Below are 15,183 nucleotides of genomic sequence, written 5' to 3' on the forward strand. Positions count from 1 at the left end.
TTGACCATTACACACTGCGTATTTAAAGCATAAAGACTAAGCGTTAGCCTTTTGTTAAATAGTCACTGATCTCATCTAAAAACTCACCGCCAAAACGGTCAAGTTTTATTTGGCCAACACCATTTACCGCAAGCATTTCACCAGGGCTGGTAGGCAGCATGGCTGACATTTCAGCCAGCGTAGCATCATTAAAGACCAAATACGGTGGAATGTCATGTTGCTCAGCGAGCTCGCGGCGCAAGAGCTTTAATCGTGCAAATAATTTACGATCGTACTGCTGTACCGCACGGGTATTCGGTTTACGTTTAACATCGAGCAGCTGGATCCGCGGCTCAGCCAACATTAAGGTCATTTCAGCTTTTAAAATTGTTCTTGCTGCTGGATTTAAGCGAATACTTGAACCTCGAGTAATATCCTGACTCGCCAACCCTAAGTGAATTAACTGCCTCAACACACTGACCCAATGCTCTGTCGATTTATCGGCACCGATCCCCCAAGTGGTTAATTTGTCATGGCCTCTATCAACCACATTTGCGGCTTTAGAACCTCTGAGCACATCAATTACATGGTGAATACCAAAGCGTTGTTGTAAACGATAAATACACGACAATACTTTTTGCGCATCTTCGGTGCCATCGTAACGTTTAGGCGGGTCCAAACAAATATCGCAGTTACCACAAGGTTCAGATGCCACCTCATCAAAATAATTCAGTAATACCTGACGGCGACAGGTTTGCGCCTCAGCAAAAGCAGCCATAGTGTGTAACTTATGAAACTCAACTTGTTGCTGCGGACCGGGTTCTGATTGCTCAATTAAATGCCTCACCCGGCCAATATCGGCAGGGTCAAACAACATGTACGCTTCTGCTTCTAAACCATCTCGTCCCGCTCGGCCGGTTTCTTGATAATAAGCTTCAATGCTTTTAGGGATATCGTAATGCACTACAAAGCGTACATTTGATTTGTTAATTCCCATACCAAAAGCCACCGTGGCAACCACAATATCAATCTGGTCTTTTAAAAATTTGTCTTGTGCATCAGCACGCTCATCTTGGCTCATCCCCGCATGATATGCCTGAGCATTAAATCCTTGTAAACGCAGGCGCTCTGCCACTTCATCCACTCGACGGCGACTACTGCAATATACAATACCGCTGGCACCATTTTGTATAGTGACAAACTGACGCAACTGGTTGGCAGCATTTAATTTTTCAGCCACTGTATAACGAATGTTTGGCCGGTCAAAACTTGATAATAAGGTATACGGAGCAATATTTAAGCGCTCACAAATACTGAGTCGTGTCGCTTGATCTGCGGTGGCAGTTAATGCCATTAACGGAATATACGGAAAATACGCTTTTAACTGCCCAAGGGCTGCATATTCAGGCCTAAAATCATGGCCCCACTGGCTGATACAATGTGCTTCATCTACCGCAAACATCGAAAGTTCAACAGATTGTAAACGCTCAATAAAGTCTGGGCGCAATAATCGTTCGGGCGAGACATACAAGAGTTTTATCTCACCTGCATGCAGTCTACGAAGCACTTCAGCACTTTGCTCACGCGGTAAAGATGAATTGAGATACGCTGCAGCCACACCGCTTTGCAACAAACTGTCTACTTGGTCTTTCATTAATGAAATCAGAGGCGATACAACGACTGTCACACCCGGCAAGACTAAAGCGGGTAACTGGTAGCACATACTCTTACCGCCACCAGTAGGCATTATCACTAAGGTATCTTGGCCTTGTAAACTGCGCTCAATCACTTCTCGCTGCCCTTCACGAAAGGCACGATAACCAAATACCTGCTGTAAACTGGCAGATAACACATCCTGCTCTGCAGCAGTATCAAGAGTTGGGCTTGGCGTTGAAGTCAGATTATCCATTCACACTATGATGTCATTTAAAGGATGGTCATTTTAAAGCACTCAGCCACAGATGTCTTGAAGCAAAGTGTAATTGGTTTATTTAACATGCCGATGATGATTGAGTATTGAACACTTTAGCGTTAGATTAAATACTCTATGCGCATTGAAAATACATACAATAATAATAAATCAACCTGAGCCCGGGATAAGGGATGAACTTATGCTGTTTAAAATCAACACGTTATTCATCCTCACTTTCAAGCTTGTCATTTGTTCTGCTAACAAGGCGAATTGACGCGTCAATAGCTAGCCTATTGTAAGTCGATTCAACGCAGTTAGCAGGGCAAAGGACTGTTTGAAAGGCGTTTATTATCCCGAGCTCAGGTTGAATACGACAAGGATTGCCCATGAGCTCACCAATTCAAGATAAAGCCTTACAACAAGTTGCAGAGATTTTTGATAAACACGTACCATTCCATAATTTACTCGGATTAGACATTAAGCATTACGACATTAATGGGGTTGAGGTCGTGATTAAAATGAAACCCGAACTGATTGGTAACATCCATCAAAACATTCTTCATGGTGGCGTTACCGCAACGTTACTTGATGTAGTGGGTGGTCTAACCGCCTTTGCAGGGCTAGTTGCCAGCCGTGACGACTGGACAATGGAAGAATTACAACAACGCTTAACCACCTTAGGCACCATTGATATGCGGGTTGATTTTTTGCGCCCTGGTCGCGGAGAAATATTTACCGGTACCGGCACAGTGATTAGGGCGGGCAACCGAGTATCGGTTTGCCGAATGGAATTACATAATGAGTTAGGCACTCATATTGCTTTTGGTACAGGCACTTATATGGTGGGTTAATTTAACATCGGCAATGTATCTACGTCATTGCCACGTTAAACTGACAGCTAACCAATAAAAACAAATCGCTTAATCACTTGTGTCATCAATAGGGGCGACCTACAATCGCCCCTCTTTTCGTTGTTGCCATTGTTGACTCACTATGCCTGATTTAGAATATCGTAAAGGGGTTTTCCTCGCGATTTGCGCTTACACCATTTGGGGTATCGCCCCTTTATATTTCAAACTATTACATCAAGTTCCAGCCACTGACATTTTAATGCACCGTGTTGTATGGTCATTCCTGTTTATGATCATTTTGATGCAATTTATTGGTGGGTTCAGTCGCTTACGCCTCATTCTTAAACAGCCCAAGCAACTACTCATTTTGCTCACAACTTCGATATTAATCGCAGCAAACTGGCTTATTTTTATCTGGGCAGTCAATAACGACCACATGCTTGATGCAAGCTTAGGTTATTTTATTAATCCATTGTTTAACGTATTGCTAGGCATGGTGTTTCTCGGCGAACGCTTACGTAAATTACAATGGGTTGCGGTTACATTAGCGAGTGTGGGCGTCCTGGTGCAGTTAATCTCGTTTGGTTCAATTCCGTTGGTGTCTTTGGCCCTTGCTGCAAGCTTTGGTTTTTATGGTTTACTGCGCAAAAAAGTCAATATTGATGCAAAATCTGGCTTACTGGTTGAAACGGCTATTTTATTACCGGTTGCACTCGGTTACTTATTGCTCACGTTAGACAGCTCACCTGTTAGCATGTTAACCAATAGCCTTAACCTCAACTTACTGTTAGTGGCAGCGGGTATTGTCACCACCATCCCACTTTTATGTTTTGCCGGTTCGGCGGTCAGAATTCCATTTTCTATTTTGGGTTTCTTCCAATACATTGGCCCCAGCATCATGTTCATTCTTGCAGTAAAACTGTTTAATGAGCCTTTTGACATTGAAAAAGGCATCACTTTTTGTTTTATCTGGGGAGCACTGGTGATATTTGTTGGCGACATGGTACTGCAACGCCAGCGTCGTCATGTGGCCACTAAAAAAGCGGCCGCAGTGAAGATTTAATCAATAGGTTGTTTGGACCGTGCGCTAGCATGCAACTTTGCTAGCGCTTCATCTGCATCAATTACGCTAACCAAAATCACTCGATCATGACTGATTGGCAAGAGGATCACGTCTTCAGATTCAGTAACCGACATCAAGGCTTTAACACCATTATTCAATGAAAACCAACCCAGAGAATATCCTGGCAAACCTAAACCATTTGTGCGCCATTTAGCGGCGTATTCAGGCTCTTTAATCAGGTTAACTACACGCGCTTGTGCAAAATCAACGAGGTCAGTATCTATCTCATTCGAATACAGTGGAATATTTACCCGCAACAGTTTGTTATCCCAAGAAATATTACTGCTAAATGATTGATATAAAATAAAGACAAATAAGGCCATTAGCGGCAACATAATGCCTAAAGTAAGATATTTAGCATTACTCGGAATGGGTTTCACAAAAATAAAGACGGTTAACGCGAGCAAACCTAATAATACTGCAATAACGCTGTTTATCGCCCCTGAATCAAGTGGCGTTAACGCAATAACATCCATAAGTCCTCCTCGGTAAAGCTCATATTATACCGCTCACTTTCGTTTATTTTACCTATAAAAAATGCCGGAATAACCGGCATTTTATGGTGTGTATCAATTATAAATCGAGCGCTAGAATTTTTGAACGACGTTGATAGTTGTACAATTGTTTTTTCTTGTTTGGTAACTCTTCAACATCAACAATATTAAAACCGTGCTCCAAAAACCAATGGATACTGCGAGTCGTTAATGCAAACAAACGTGAATAACCACGCACTCGCGCTTGACCAATAATGTTATTCAATAAGATGCTGCCTCGGTCGGCATCACGATAATCAGGATGCACCACTAAACACGCAAACTCACCGGCATTATCTTCTTCAAATGGGTATAGCGCAGCGCAACCAATAACTAAGTTATCGCGCTCAACTAACATAAACTGCTCAATTTCCATTTCAAGCTGCTCACGAGAACGGCGCACTAAAATACCTTGCTCTTCTAATGGACGAATTAAGTTTAAAATACCACCTATATCGCTGATCGTGGCACGGCGTAAACGCTCTGCACTTTGTGTCACAATCTGAGTACCAATACCTTCGCGAGAAAACAGCTCCTGCAGTAATGCACCATCGTCTAAATAGCTCACTAAATGACAACGTGGCACTCCACGACGACACGCTTCTACACTGGCCTTTAAAAACGCCATAGTGCCTACCGTTGTGTGATCATCTGCTGACATGGTTTTTAGCATTTCTTCGATGTCATCAGGCATTAACTCAGCAATCACTTCGCCATGTTTGCCGATGAGGCCGTTAGTATCACTAAAACCAATAATTTTGTCTGCTTTAAGCTTAATGGCGACTTGAGTTGCCACTTCTTCAGCGGTGAGGTTAAAACTTTCACCCGTAACAGAAGCCGCTATCGGCCCCATCAACACAATGCCGTTATTGTCGAGTTGACGACGCAAGCCCTGCGCATCAATACGACGCACCTTACCACTCAAACAAAAATCAACACCGTCATCGACACCTAGAGGCTGTGCAATAACAAAATTACCACTCACTACGTTAATTTGTGCATTTTGCATTGGCGTATTGCCTAAGCTCATCGACAATCTTGCAGTAATATCAAACTGAGTCGCACCGGCTACCTGCTTAATGATTTTTAAAGTATCTTCATCCGTAATGCGGATGCCATTATGGTATGCCGGCTCGATACCCGCAGCCTTCAGCCCTGCATCAATTTGCGGCCTAGCACCATAAACTAATACCACTTCAATCCCGAGTGAATGCAACAAAGCAACATCATTTAAAATGCCACGAAATTGCGGATGCGCTAATGCTTCGCCACCTAACATGACGACAAAAGTTTTACCTCTATGGGCATTAACATAAGGAGCAGAATGACGAAATCCATCAACCAGTTCAGTGGTTCTCACAGGCAAATTCACCTCGGTAATTAGTTTGGTGTTAGTCATACTTGCAACCTGAGTGCAGTTACAAGCCAGAATGTAATGTAGAACAACGATGGTATTGCATTTTAATTCACTTTTAAAGCATTTTATTTCACATTAAACAAAAAATAGTTTGTCCGTTTAGTGTGAAAAAATCATTACAGCCATAACGTTAGTTTAACTTAATGCACTATCTTGCTTTACGCACTTTTGCTCTATCAAACAGCATAAACTTTATCATACCAATCATTATTAGAATGTGATCTATTTTAGACTGCGCCATTAGTCGCCGGCATAATGAAAATGACTGTAGGTGTAGTCACCTACATCAAAGGCATTTGAAGCAGTAATGGGTCTAGTGGCACTGTCCCGAAGGGCGAATTTATCAGCATTGTCTTTTTGTTAACGTACAACTGCATGGATAATTTTCGCTAAAAGAGCACATTCTAATGTGGATTGGTGTCAGTATAGCTTACTTTTCTTTAGGCATAAAAAAAGCCCCAATGAAGGGGCTTTTTTAAGAATCAAAAATCAATTACTTGATTTTAGCTTCTTTGTACATAACGTGCTGACGAATAACTGGATCAAATTTCTTGATTTCCATTTTCTCAGGCATGTTACGCTTGTTCTTTTCAGTAGTGTAGAAGTGACCAGTTTTAGCACTAGATACTAATTTGATCTTCTCACGATTACCTTTAGATTTAGCCATTTTCTATTATACCTTCTCGCCACGGGCACGAAGTTCAGCAACAACAACTTCAATACCTTTCTTATCGATAATACGGATACCTTTAGTAGATACACGTAGTTGTACGAAGCGTTTTTCTTCTTCTAACCAAAAACGGTGGTTTTGTAGGTTAGGTAAAAAACGACGACGAGTCGAATTTTTAGCGTGCGAACGGTTGTTACCAACCATTGGCTTCTTGCCAGTTACTTGGCATACTCTTGACATGTCAATCTTCTCCAAAACAAATTTTTAACGCTCGAGCATTAATGTGCCTCGTATGGCCGTCGCCCGAGGCACAAAGAGGGCGCATTTTATACACGATTGACCATATAAGATCAAGCAGTGTTTATACAATCCATCCTCGCTCGGCAAAGGAGACTATCTCCTGATCACCTACAACCATATGATCTAACAAAGAAACATCTATGGTTGCCAATGCATTTTTTATTCGCTCAGTTATTCGCCGATCAGCCTGGCTTGGCTCTGCAATGCCAGACGGGTGGTTGTGACACACTATCACCGCTGCTGCTTTTTTCTCCAACACAAGGCTAATAACCTCGCGAGGATAAACAGAAGCGGAATCGATGGTGCCACGAAATAATTCTACAAATTGAATGACTCTATGTTGGGTATCCAACAATAGTAAGGCGAACACTTCATAGGATCGGTCTGCTAATTGTCTCATTAAATAGTCCCGAGTTAAATCAGGATTTGTCAAAATTTGCCCTCTTTGTAGATTTTCATGCGCAATTCGCTTAGAAATCTCGGCTGCAGCCTGTAATTGAGCATATTTTACCGGCCCAACACCGGCTAATTTGCACACTTGGCTCTTCGATGCACTTAACAAGCTTCGTAAACCACCAAACTGATTTATCATTTCGCGGGCTAAATCCACTGCATTTTGACCCGCAAGACCATTTCGTAAAATCACCGCTAATAATTCAGCATCAGACAAATGCCCTGCACCATTTAGTAATAACTTTTCTCGCGGCCCCTCACCTTGAGGCCAATCTTTTATACCCATGTATGCTCCTTGTTATCTTAAAGACGCCATACCCTCGACGAATTCAACCAAGTTGCATAAATTCGTTACTACTACGCCAATACTGAATTGATGTGCCTTTAAAAACCCACGTTGAAATCATGACATCTTCTTAATGGGTAACACGCTCTCAATTATTTACACCCTCTTATAATCAGTTACACAGTATGGTCGATATTTTTGAGATTGGATCCACGCAAATTGTCACAGGTTTGTGATATTGTTAGCCGCAATTAGGATAGCGTCGGATAATGCACAACATGCTGACAAATAAAAAAGTACTACTCGGAATTGGCGGCGGCATTGCTGCGTATAAAAGTGCCGATCTTATTCGTCGCTTAAAAGAACGCGGCGCAGATGTACGAGTCATCATGACCCAAAGCGCCATGGAATTTATTACACCATTAACGATTCAAGCGCTTTCGGGCCATCCTGTTGCCTCTGATTTGCTCGATCCTGCTGCAGAAGCCGCAATGGGCCATATCGAACTGGCACGCTGGGCAGACGTAGTGTTACTCGCTCCTGCTACAGCAAATTTAATGGCACGTATTAATGCAGGCATGGCAGATGAGCTACTCACCACCACATGTTTAGCCACGAGTGCGCCAATCATTGTGTGCCCCGCCATGAATCAACAGATGTATCAAAACATCGCTACCCAAGAGAACATGGCCAATCTAGCCCGCAAAGGCTTAATCATTTGGCAGCCAGCCTCAGGCAACCAGGCCTGTGGTGAAGTCGGTCCAGGTCGTATGCAAGAGCCCGTAGCAATTGCCGAACAACTGGTGCAGTTTTTTGGACCCAAATCACTACAAGGTCACAAATTATTACTCACCGCAGGGCCAACCCGCGAAGCCATTGACCCGGTGCGTTATATTTCAAACCACAGCTCTGGCAAAATGGGCTTTGCTCTGGCACAAGCCGCTGCCGAAATGGGCGCAGAAGTGACACTCGTCTCAGGGCCGGTCAATCTTGCCACACCAGTAGGTGTTAAGCGTATTGATGTGGGTTCTGCACAACAAATGCTCGATGCCGTAATGCAACAAGTTGAACAACATGATATTTTTATCGGTTGCGCCGCAGTAGCAGACTATCGAATTGCCGATGTCGCCGATCAAAAAATTAAAAAATCGGCAGAAGAAATGCAGCTTGCACTGGTGCGTAATCCTGATATCTTAGCCACGGTAGCTCAGCACACAACACGACCTTTCACAGTCGGCTTTGCCGCTGAAACGAACGACGTAGAGCAATACGCTCGCGGTAAACTACAGCGTAAAAAACTGGATATGATTGCCGCTAACGATGTCTCTATTCAAGGCTTAGGCTTTAATGCCGATAGCAATGCACTACAAGTATTTTGGCAAGACGGCAGCCAACAACTGCCCGCAACAGACAAACTCACACTGGCGCGCCAATTACTCACATTGATAGAACAACAACTAAAAAAATCATGAAAACACCCATTGAACTAAAAATTCTCGACTCGCGTATTGGCAGTGAATTTCCGCTGCCAGCTTATGCTACTCCCGGTAGTGCAGGCATGGACTTACGCGCAATGACTGACACGGCAATGGTCATAGAGCCAGGACAAACCGTATTAATTCCAACAGGTATCGCCATTCATGTGGCCGACCCAAGCTTGGCAGCGGTTATTTTACCGCGTTCAGGTATGGGCCATAAAAATGGCATTGTGCTGGGTAATTTGGTCGGTTTAATTGACTCCGATTACCAAGGGCAACTTATGGTGTCATGTTGGAACAGAAGTGATAAACCATTCACACTCGACATTGGCGATCGTTTAGCCCAATTAATGTTTGTCCCTGTTGTACAAGCAGAATTTACCCTAGTGGATGAGTTTAATAGCTCAGATCGTGGAGAAGGCGGATTTGGTCACTCTGGTACCAAATAACCTTTTCAAGTAGTCACTGAGCCAAGGAACACATCATGGCCGAAAGCCCAAAAATAAACCGTCGTGAACATATTTTACAATGCTTAGCCCAAATGCTTGAGACCAGCCCAGGTCAACGGATCACCACCGCTAAGCTTGCCGCCGAAGTGGGCGTGTCTGAGGCCGCACTGTATCGACACTTCCCCAGTAAAGCGCGAATGTTTGAAGGTCTGATTGAGTTTATTGAAGACGCGATTCTCTCGCGGTTAAATATCATCATGGACGAAGAAAAAGACACCATGACCCGCTGCCAATTAGTATTACAGCTATTGTTGGTGTTTTCTGAACGAAACCCGGGGATTTCTCGCGTGTTAAATGGCGATGCACTGCTAGGTGAAAACGAGCGTTTACGCAGCCGAATCGACGTGTTATTTGCCAAAATAGAAACCCAAATAAAACAAATTCTACGCGAAAAAACCTTACGTGAAGGCGTAGGCTTTAACATCGACGAAGCCATACTGGCCAATCTATTGTTAGCGTTTGCCGAAGGCAGAATTTCACAGTTTGTCCGCAGTGAGTTCAAACAAAAACCCACACTGCATTTTGATGAACAATGGACCTTTATTCAGCAACAATTGTTGAGAAGCTAATTGAATCATCCATTTCGTTTCTTTAATGCTGAAACCGTGAAAAATATTATGACATAACGCTTAAATGTTTAATCAACAAAAGCCGATACTTGAGTAGAAGGATCGGCTTTTTTATTGGCTGCGGTATTAATTTACAACGAATCGCGCTATTCTCCTTTTCCCCTATGGGGCAGCCAAGTGGGTGTTAATCTACACTCATACAAACAGTGATATCGAGTCGTTGGAGGATATATGGCACTCAGTGAAGCCGCAATTAAAGTACAAGCAGCGCTAAAAGACCGTGGGCTTGAAACCCCGATGCTGCCAAAAACTTCCACGCCTGAAGAACGTAAAGTTAAAATTGAACACTATATGCGTGAGATTTTGACCTTAATGTCACTCGACTTAACTGATGACAGTTTGGCAGACACGCCACGTCGCATCGCCAAAATGTATGTTGATGAAATCTTCTCGGGGCTCGATTACGAAAACTTTCCAAAAATCACCGTCATTGAAAACAAGATGGGCGTTGATGAAATGGTGCGAGTGCAAGATATTAGCCTCACCAGTACCTGCGAACATCACCTGGTAACCATTGATGGATTCGCGACTGTGGCGTATTTACCGCGAACTAAAATTATTGGCTTGTCTAAAATTAACCGAATCGTGCGCTTCTTTTCCCAACGTCCGCAAGTACAAGAGCGGTTAACCCAACAAGTGTTAGTGGCGCTGCAAACCTTGCTTGAAACCAAAGACGTAGCGGTAAAAATGGATGCGGTACATTACTGCGTTAAATCTCGCGGGGTAATGGACTCAACCAGCTCTACAACCACCACGGCACTTGGCGGTATTTTTAAGTCTAACCCTGCTACCCGTGCTGAGTTTTTACACCAAGTGAGATAGCGTACACGGATTACTGATTACGGTAAAAAGTGTAATAAAAAGCTGCATCAATATGACTATTGTGCAGCTTTTTTAATTTTCCAGCTTCAGCGCATCAGTTTAAACCTAGCCTATTGCAAGTTCATTCAACGCCGTGAGAAAGACAAAAGACTATTTAACCTGATCCTTACTCAGGTTAAATACCATATTGCTCACGATAAGCACTGACGCTAGCCAGTTCAGCTTCCATGCCCGGCTTTTCAGACAAGTAACTGATTAAATCGGCCAGCTTAATAATCGACACAATCTCACAGCCAAAATCGCGTTCAACTTCTTGAATCGCCGACAGATCGCCCTTACCTTTTTCTTGGCGATCAAGTGCAATCAACACTCCTGCAAGCTGGGCGTTATGGGCATTAATAATTTCCATCGATTCGCGAATCGCCGTACCGGCAGTGATCACATCGTCCACTAGCATCACCTTACCTTTGAGCTCACTGCCGACTAAACTGCCGCCTTCGCCGTGGGTTTTAGCTTCTTTGCGGTTAAAGCAGTATGGAATGTCTACATCGTGATGATCGCACAGCGCAACGGCTGTAGTTGTGGCAATCGGAATACCTTTGTATGCAGGGCCAAATAACAAATCGAACTCAATGCCCGAGTCCATTAACGCCGCAGCATAAAAGCGGCCTAAACGCGCTAAGTCTTTACCCGTATTGAATAATCCAGCATTAAAAAAGTACGGACTCGTACGACCAGATTTAAGGGTAAACTCACCAAAACGTAACACTTGGCGGGCTAAAGCAAACTCAATAAATTCGCGTTGATAGGCTTTCACGGTTATTCCTCTTTCATCAAATTTTGGATTAAAAAAAAGGACCGTAATCGGTCCTCATTTTTCAACAGCATATTAACTTAATGCGGCTTTTTGCACATCGACAATTTCGCGAATACTGTTTTTAGCTAACACTAACAACTCAAGTAACTCTTCATGGCTAAATGGTTCGCCTTCTGCAGTGCCTTGAATTTCGATAATCTTACCGGTTTCAGTCATCACAACGTTCATGTCAGTTTCAGCAGCGCTGTCTTCAATGTATTCTAAATCGCTGATCGCTTCGCCTTTGTAAATACCCACACTCACAGCTGCAATTAAAAACTTAAGTGGGTTGGCTTTAATAATGCCTTTACCGCGAGCCCAGTTAAGCGCGTCAACTAACGCCACACAAGCACCCGTAATAGCAGCAGTACGTGTACCACCATCAGCTTGAATCACGTCACAATCGATAACTATAGTGTTTTCACCTAACAACTTCATATCAACGGCTGCACGTAATGCACGGCCAATTAAACGTTGAATTTCTTGAGTACGGCCAGACTGCTTACCACGAGCCGCTTCACGGTCCATACGGCTGTGCGTTGAACGCGGTAACATGCCATATTCAGCAGTAACCCAACCTTGACCCTGGCCTTTAAGAAAACGTGGAACGCCTTCAGTGAAACTGGCTGTACATAATACTTTTGTGTCGCCAAACTCAACTAAAACAGAGCCTTCAGCATGTGCAGTAAAAGAACGCGTAATAGTAATAGGGCGAGTTTGAGCTGGTGTACGGTTACTTGGGCGCATGAAAAGTCCTGTAGTCGAATTCATATCAGATTTGAGCGCATATTATAGAGGTTCGCGACGCCAGATGCCACGACAAACCCACGCTAATCGCTATCGGTAACATGATCGTCCACTAGCGTTATCGCAGATGTTGTTGATATCGGCCAAGATAAGCCACAATTATCGCCACTAATCCTTTAATCCAACGACCTAAAACGGCTATAATCAACCCACATTTGCGTAATAACATAACAGGACACTTCATGATCCAAAGCATGACAGCCTACGCTCGTATCGAGCACAAAGCAGAATGGGGCACAGCCTCATGGGAAATTCGTTCAGTCAACCAGCGCTACCTAGAAACCTACCTGCGCCTACCTGAGCAGTTTCGTAGCTTTGAACCTGTCTTACGCGATCGCCTACGTAAACGCTTAAACCGCGGTAAAGTAGAAGTGAATCTACGTTATGAGTTAGCCGACAACAGCAGCAACGAATTGCAACTCAACCAAGCGCTAGCAAAACAGTTATTAAGTGCTGCTAATTGGTTAAAGCAAGAAGCCGGTCAAGGCGAACTAAGCTTAACAGACGTATTACGCTGGCCTGGCGTGCTTGCCTCAGCCGAGCAAGACATGGACAGCATTGGTGCAGAACTGATGACAGCCTTTGATAATGCAATCGATCAGTTTATCGAAGCGCGCGGCCGTGAAGGTGAAGCGATTAAAGACATGTTACTGACTCGCTTAGACGGCGTAATGGAACAAGTGAACGTGGTTCGTGAGCACATGCCAACGGTAATGAAATACCAGCGTGAAAAACTCACTAACCGCTTAGCCGATATTGCTGGTGAACTAGACCCTGCCCGTATCGAACAAGAAATGGTACTCCTAGCGCAAAAGCAAGATGTAGCCGAAGAAATGGACCGCCTTGAAGCTCACGTAGCAGAAGCTCGCCGCATCCTTAAAAAAGGTGGCAGCGAAGGTCGTCGTTTAGACTTTATGATGCAAGAGTTTAACCGCGAATCAAATACTTTAGCGTCAAAATCAATCAGTGCAGAAATCACTTCAGCCGCTGTTGAATTAAAAGTATTGATTGAGCAAATGCGCGAGCAGATCCAAAACGTTGAATAAGCTTTAAGCCTGAACACCTAAACAATGAAGCCCAGCATTTGCTGGGCTTCATTGTTTAGGTGTTTTGATATCAGCAGCTTAAATAATCCATTAACCTTTAAACTCTATCGAGCTTGTACATCACAGCAATTAAAGTCGGGTTTTACACGCTACAACCGTTAAATCTACTTTTACCTGCTACAGCGTGTAACGAAAATGAGTGATGCGCCTTAAGCAAACATCACTCATTTGTATCGTCTTAAAATGGTATTCGGCAATAGCACTTAACTGTTATTCACATTAATAGTGGGCACTACTGACATGCCAACACGGAGTTGCGCGGCATCGGCCTGATCTGCGTCGATGATGATTTTTACCGGTAAACGCTGAACAATTTTAGTGAAGTTACCTGTCGCATTATGAGGCGCAACCGCTGAATAACTCACACCACTCGCTGGGGCTAAGCTGTCTACATGGCCTGTTAATATTTTGCCCGGTAGTGCATCGACTTCAATATCAACTGCCTGACCAGCTTTTACATTGGCAAGTTGGGTTTCTCTAAAGTTGGCATGCACATAAATCTCATCAAGCGGTACCACTGCCAATAGCGACACCCCTGGATTAACATAGCTGCCAACACGTAGTGACTTTTTACCTACAATGCCGTCAATCGGTGCGGTAATTTGCGTATAAGACAACTGCAAATTAGCTACATCTAACATCGAATTAGCTTGCAGTAATGCAGCCTTCGCTTTATCAATATCGGCGTATTGAATATCTTTATCCTGTTTAGCCGCCAACAAACCCGCTTCGTTTTTACGAAGATTAGCTTGCTGAATACTCACTTGCGCTTCCGCTTCTTGCAGCGCCTGCACAGTACCCGAACCATCTGCAGCTAAGTTGCGATAACGCTCAAGGTTAAACTGCGCCAATTTAAGTGTTGAGATATTAGCATCTAACGTTGCCTGCGCCTGCTCAATCACAGCGTCTTGATTAACCAGCTTGGCTTGCAAACTGTTAATGCTCGCTTGGGCGCTAACCACTTGCGCCTTGGCGGTGTTAACTGCAGCCACAAAGTCACGATCGTCGATAGTGGCAATCACATCGCCTTGCTTAACCACGTCATTATCATCCACTAAAACCTGGCTTATTTTGCCGGCAATTTGTGGGGATACAATCGTAAAATCAGCTTGAATATACGCGTCATCGGTCGACTGTGTCGCATTTGCTGATTCTGGTTGATTTAGATAAAACACACCGCCAATCACCACAACGAATAAACTTGCAACTACGGTAACTTTGATAGATTTAGATATTGCCATTTTCAATTACTCACTTTCAAAATATAAACTTAAAATTTGTTTAACCTGAGTTCGGGATAAGGGATGAACTTATGCTATTTAAAATAAACAAGTTACCCCGTCTCACTTTCAAGCTTGTCATTTGTTCTGCTAACAAGGCGAATTGACGCGTCAATAGCTAGCCTATTACAAGTCGATTCAACGCAGTTAGCAGGGCAAAGAGCTGTGTAAG

16 protein-coding genes are annotated in these 15,183 nt (G+C 43.6%); 7 read left to right on the forward strand and 9 right to left on the reverse strand.

Going from position 1 to position 15,183, the window contains the following annotated elements; translation table 11 throughout:
* Positions 1-43 precede the first annotated feature (43 nt).
* Positions 44-1,888: a DNA helicase RecQ gene (recQ, locus tag AC19MV_RS18685; protein WP_498309436.1), complete on the reverse strand. Its 1,845-nt coding sequence runs from the start codon at positions 1,886-1,888 to the stop codon at positions 44-46.
* 389 nt (positions 1,889-2,277) lie between these two features.
* On the opposite strand from recQ, the gene AC19MV_RS18690 reads away from it, so the two are divergent.
* Positions 2,278-2,742 (forward strand): thioesterase family protein, encoded by a 465-nt coding sequence (locus tag AC19MV_RS18690; RefSeq protein WP_498309438.1) that lies wholly within the window; start codon positions 2,278-2,280, stop codon positions 2,740-2,742.
* Between the two features lie 142 nt (positions 2,743-2,884).
* Positions 2,885-3,805, forward strand: coding sequence for an EamA family transporter RarD (gene rarD, locus AC19MV_RS18695; RefSeq protein ID WP_498309440.1), 921 nt, complete (start codon positions 2,885-2,887; stop codon positions 3,803-3,805).
* On the opposite strand, the gene AC19MV_RS18700 is transcribed toward rarD, so the two are convergent.
* From AC19MV_RS18700 to radC, 5 genes are all read right to left on the reverse strand, one after another.
* Positions 3,802-4,341 (reverse strand): PH domain-containing protein, encoded by a 540-nt coding sequence (locus AC19MV_RS18700; RefSeq protein WP_498309442.1) that lies wholly within the window; start codon positions 4,339-4,341, stop codon positions 3,802-3,804. The two genes, rarD and AC19MV_RS18700, sit on opposite strands and share 4 nt — an antisense overlap.
* 97 nt (positions 4,342-4,438) lie before the next feature.
* A complete protein-coding gene (gene argA / locus AC19MV_RS18705; RefSeq protein WP_498309486.1) occupies positions 4,439-5,758 on the reverse strand; it encodes an amino-acid N-acetyltransferase in 1,320 nt (439 codons plus the stop codon).
* 550 nt (positions 5,759-6,308) lie between these two features.
* Positions 6,309-6,482, reverse strand: coding sequence for a 50S ribosomal protein L33 (rpmG, locus tag AC19MV_RS18710; RefSeq protein ID WP_011494790.1), 174 nt, complete (start codon positions 6,480-6,482; stop codon positions 6,309-6,311).
* Positions 6,483-6,488: 6 nt separating this feature from the next.
* The gene (gene rpmB, locus AC19MV_RS18715) at positions 6,489-6,725 is read right to left on the reverse strand and encodes a 50S ribosomal protein L28 (RefSeq protein ID WP_137223931.1); all 237 of its coding nucleotides are present in this window, start codon (positions 6,723-6,725) and stop codon (positions 6,489-6,491) included.
* A gap of 121 nt (positions 6,726-6,846) precedes the next feature.
* A complete protein-coding gene (gene radC, locus AC19MV_RS18720; RefSeq protein ID WP_188959009.1) occupies positions 6,847-7,524 on the reverse strand; it encodes a RadC family protein in 678 nt (225 codons plus the stop codon).
* A 278-nt stretch (positions 7,525-7,802) separates the two neighbouring features.
* Between radC and coaBC the strand changes: the two genes are divergently transcribed.
* From coaBC to folE, 4 genes are all read left to right on the forward strand, one after another.
* A complete protein-coding gene (coaBC, locus tag AC19MV_RS18725; protein ID WP_432403718.1) occupies positions 7,803-8,996 on the forward strand; it encodes a bifunctional phosphopantothenoylcysteine decarboxylase/phosphopantothenate--cysteine ligase CoaBC in 1,194 nt (397 codons plus the stop codon).
* Complete coding sequence (dut, locus tag AC19MV_RS18730; RefSeq protein ID WP_238107747.1) at positions 8,993-9,451, forward strand: dUTP diphosphatase; 459 nt, start codon at positions 8,993-8,995, stop codon at positions 9,449-9,451. Before coaBC ends, dut begins: the two co-directional genes overlap by 4 nt.
* Positions 9,452-9,486: 35 nt before the next feature.
* Positions 9,487-10,080, forward strand: coding sequence for a nucleoid occlusion factor SlmA (gene slmA, locus AC19MV_RS18735; protein ID WP_432403714.1), 594 nt, complete (start codon positions 9,487-9,489; stop codon positions 10,078-10,080).
* Positions 10,081-10,311: 231 nt separating this feature from the next.
* Complete coding sequence (folE, locus tag AC19MV_RS18740) at positions 10,312-10,962, forward strand: GTP cyclohydrolase I FolE (protein WP_498309445.1); 651 nt, start codon at positions 10,312-10,314, stop codon at positions 10,960-10,962.
* Between the two features lie 175 nt (positions 10,963-11,137).
* Here folE and pyrE read toward each other — a convergent pair whose 3' ends face one another.
* Positions 11,138-11,779 (reverse strand): orotate phosphoribosyltransferase, encoded by a 642-nt coding sequence (gene pyrE / locus AC19MV_RS18745; RefSeq protein ID WP_498309446.1) that lies wholly within the window; start codon positions 11,777-11,779, stop codon positions 11,138-11,140.
* 72 nt (positions 11,780-11,851) lie between these two features.
* Entirely contained in the window at positions 11,852-12,565 is a 714-nt protein-coding gene (gene rph / locus AC19MV_RS18750; protein ID WP_011639245.1) for a ribonuclease PH, read from the reverse strand.
* Positions 12,566-12,807: 242 nt separating this feature from the next.
* Here rph and AC19MV_RS18755 point away from each other — a divergent pair, with 242 nt between their 5' ends.
* Positions 12,808-13,671: a YicC/YloC family endoribonuclease gene (locus AC19MV_RS18755; protein WP_432403707.1), complete on the forward strand. Its 864-nt coding sequence runs from the start codon at positions 12,808-12,810 to the stop codon at positions 13,669-13,671.
* Positions 13,672-13,934: 263 nt separating this feature from the next.
* Here AC19MV_RS18755 and AC19MV_RS18760 read toward each other — a convergent pair whose 3' ends face one another.
* Positions 13,935-14,972: an HlyD family secretion protein gene (locus AC19MV_RS18760; RefSeq protein ID WP_498309448.1), complete on the reverse strand. Its 1,038-nt coding sequence runs from the start codon at positions 14,970-14,972 to the stop codon at positions 13,935-13,937.
* Positions 14,973-15,183 lie beyond the last annotated feature (211 nt).

The sequence above is a fragment of the Shewanella sp. MF05913 genome, from assembly GCF_059758095.1.

Excerpts from the sequence above, each read along its gene's own strand:
- AC19MV_RS18700 (WP_498309442.1), bottom strand. The coding sequence starts at position 4,341 with ATGGATGTTATTGCGTTAACGCCACTTGATTCAGGGGCGATAAACAGC.
- rpmB (WP_137223931.1), bottom strand. The coding sequence starts at position 6,725 with ATGTCAAGAGTATGCCAAGTAACTGGCAAGAAGCCAATGGTTGGTAAC.
- rph (WP_011639245.1), bottom strand. The coding sequence starts at position 12,565 with ATGCGCCCAAGTAACCGTACACCAGCTCAAACTCGCCCTATTACTATT.
- folE (WP_498309445.1), top strand. The coding sequence starts at position 10,312 with ATGGCACTCAGTGAAGCCGCAATTAAAGTACAAGCAGCGCTAAAAGAC.
- radC (WP_188959009.1), bottom strand. The coding sequence starts at position 7,524 with ATGGGTATAAAAGATTGGCCTCAAGGTGAGGGGCCGCGAGAAAAGTTA.
- slmA (WP_432403714.1), top strand. The coding sequence starts at position 9,487 with ATGGCCGAAAGCCCAAAAATAAACCGTCGTGAACATATTTTACAATGC.
- coaBC (WP_432403718.1), top strand. The coding sequence starts at position 7,803 with ATGCTGACAAATAAAAAAGTACTACTCGGAATTGGCGGCGGCATTGCT.
- rpmG (WP_011494790.1), bottom strand. The coding sequence starts at position 6,482 with ATGGCTAAATCTAAAGGTAATCGTGAGAAGATCAAATTAGTATCTAGT.
- recQ (WP_498309436.1), bottom strand. The coding sequence starts at position 1,888 with ATGGATAATCTGACTTCAACGCCAAGCCCAACTCTTGATACTGCTGCA.
- rarD (WP_498309440.1), top strand. The coding sequence starts at position 2,885 with ATGCCTGATTTAGAATATCGTAAAGGGGTTTTCCTCGCGATTTGCGCT.
- AC19MV_RS18755 (WP_432403707.1), top strand. The coding sequence starts at position 12,808 with ATGATCCAAAGCATGACAGCCTACGCTCGTATCGAGCACAAAGCAGAA.
- AC19MV_RS18690 (WP_498309438.1), top strand. The coding sequence starts at position 2,278 with ATGAGCTCACCAATTCAAGATAAAGCCTTACAACAAGTTGCAGAGATT.
- AC19MV_RS18760 (WP_498309448.1), bottom strand. The coding sequence starts at position 14,972 with ATGGCAATATCTAAATCTATCAAAGTTACCGTAGTTGCAAGTTTATTC.
- dut (WP_238107747.1), top strand. The coding sequence starts at position 8,993 with ATGAAAACACCCATTGAACTAAAAATTCTCGACTCGCGTATTGGCAGT.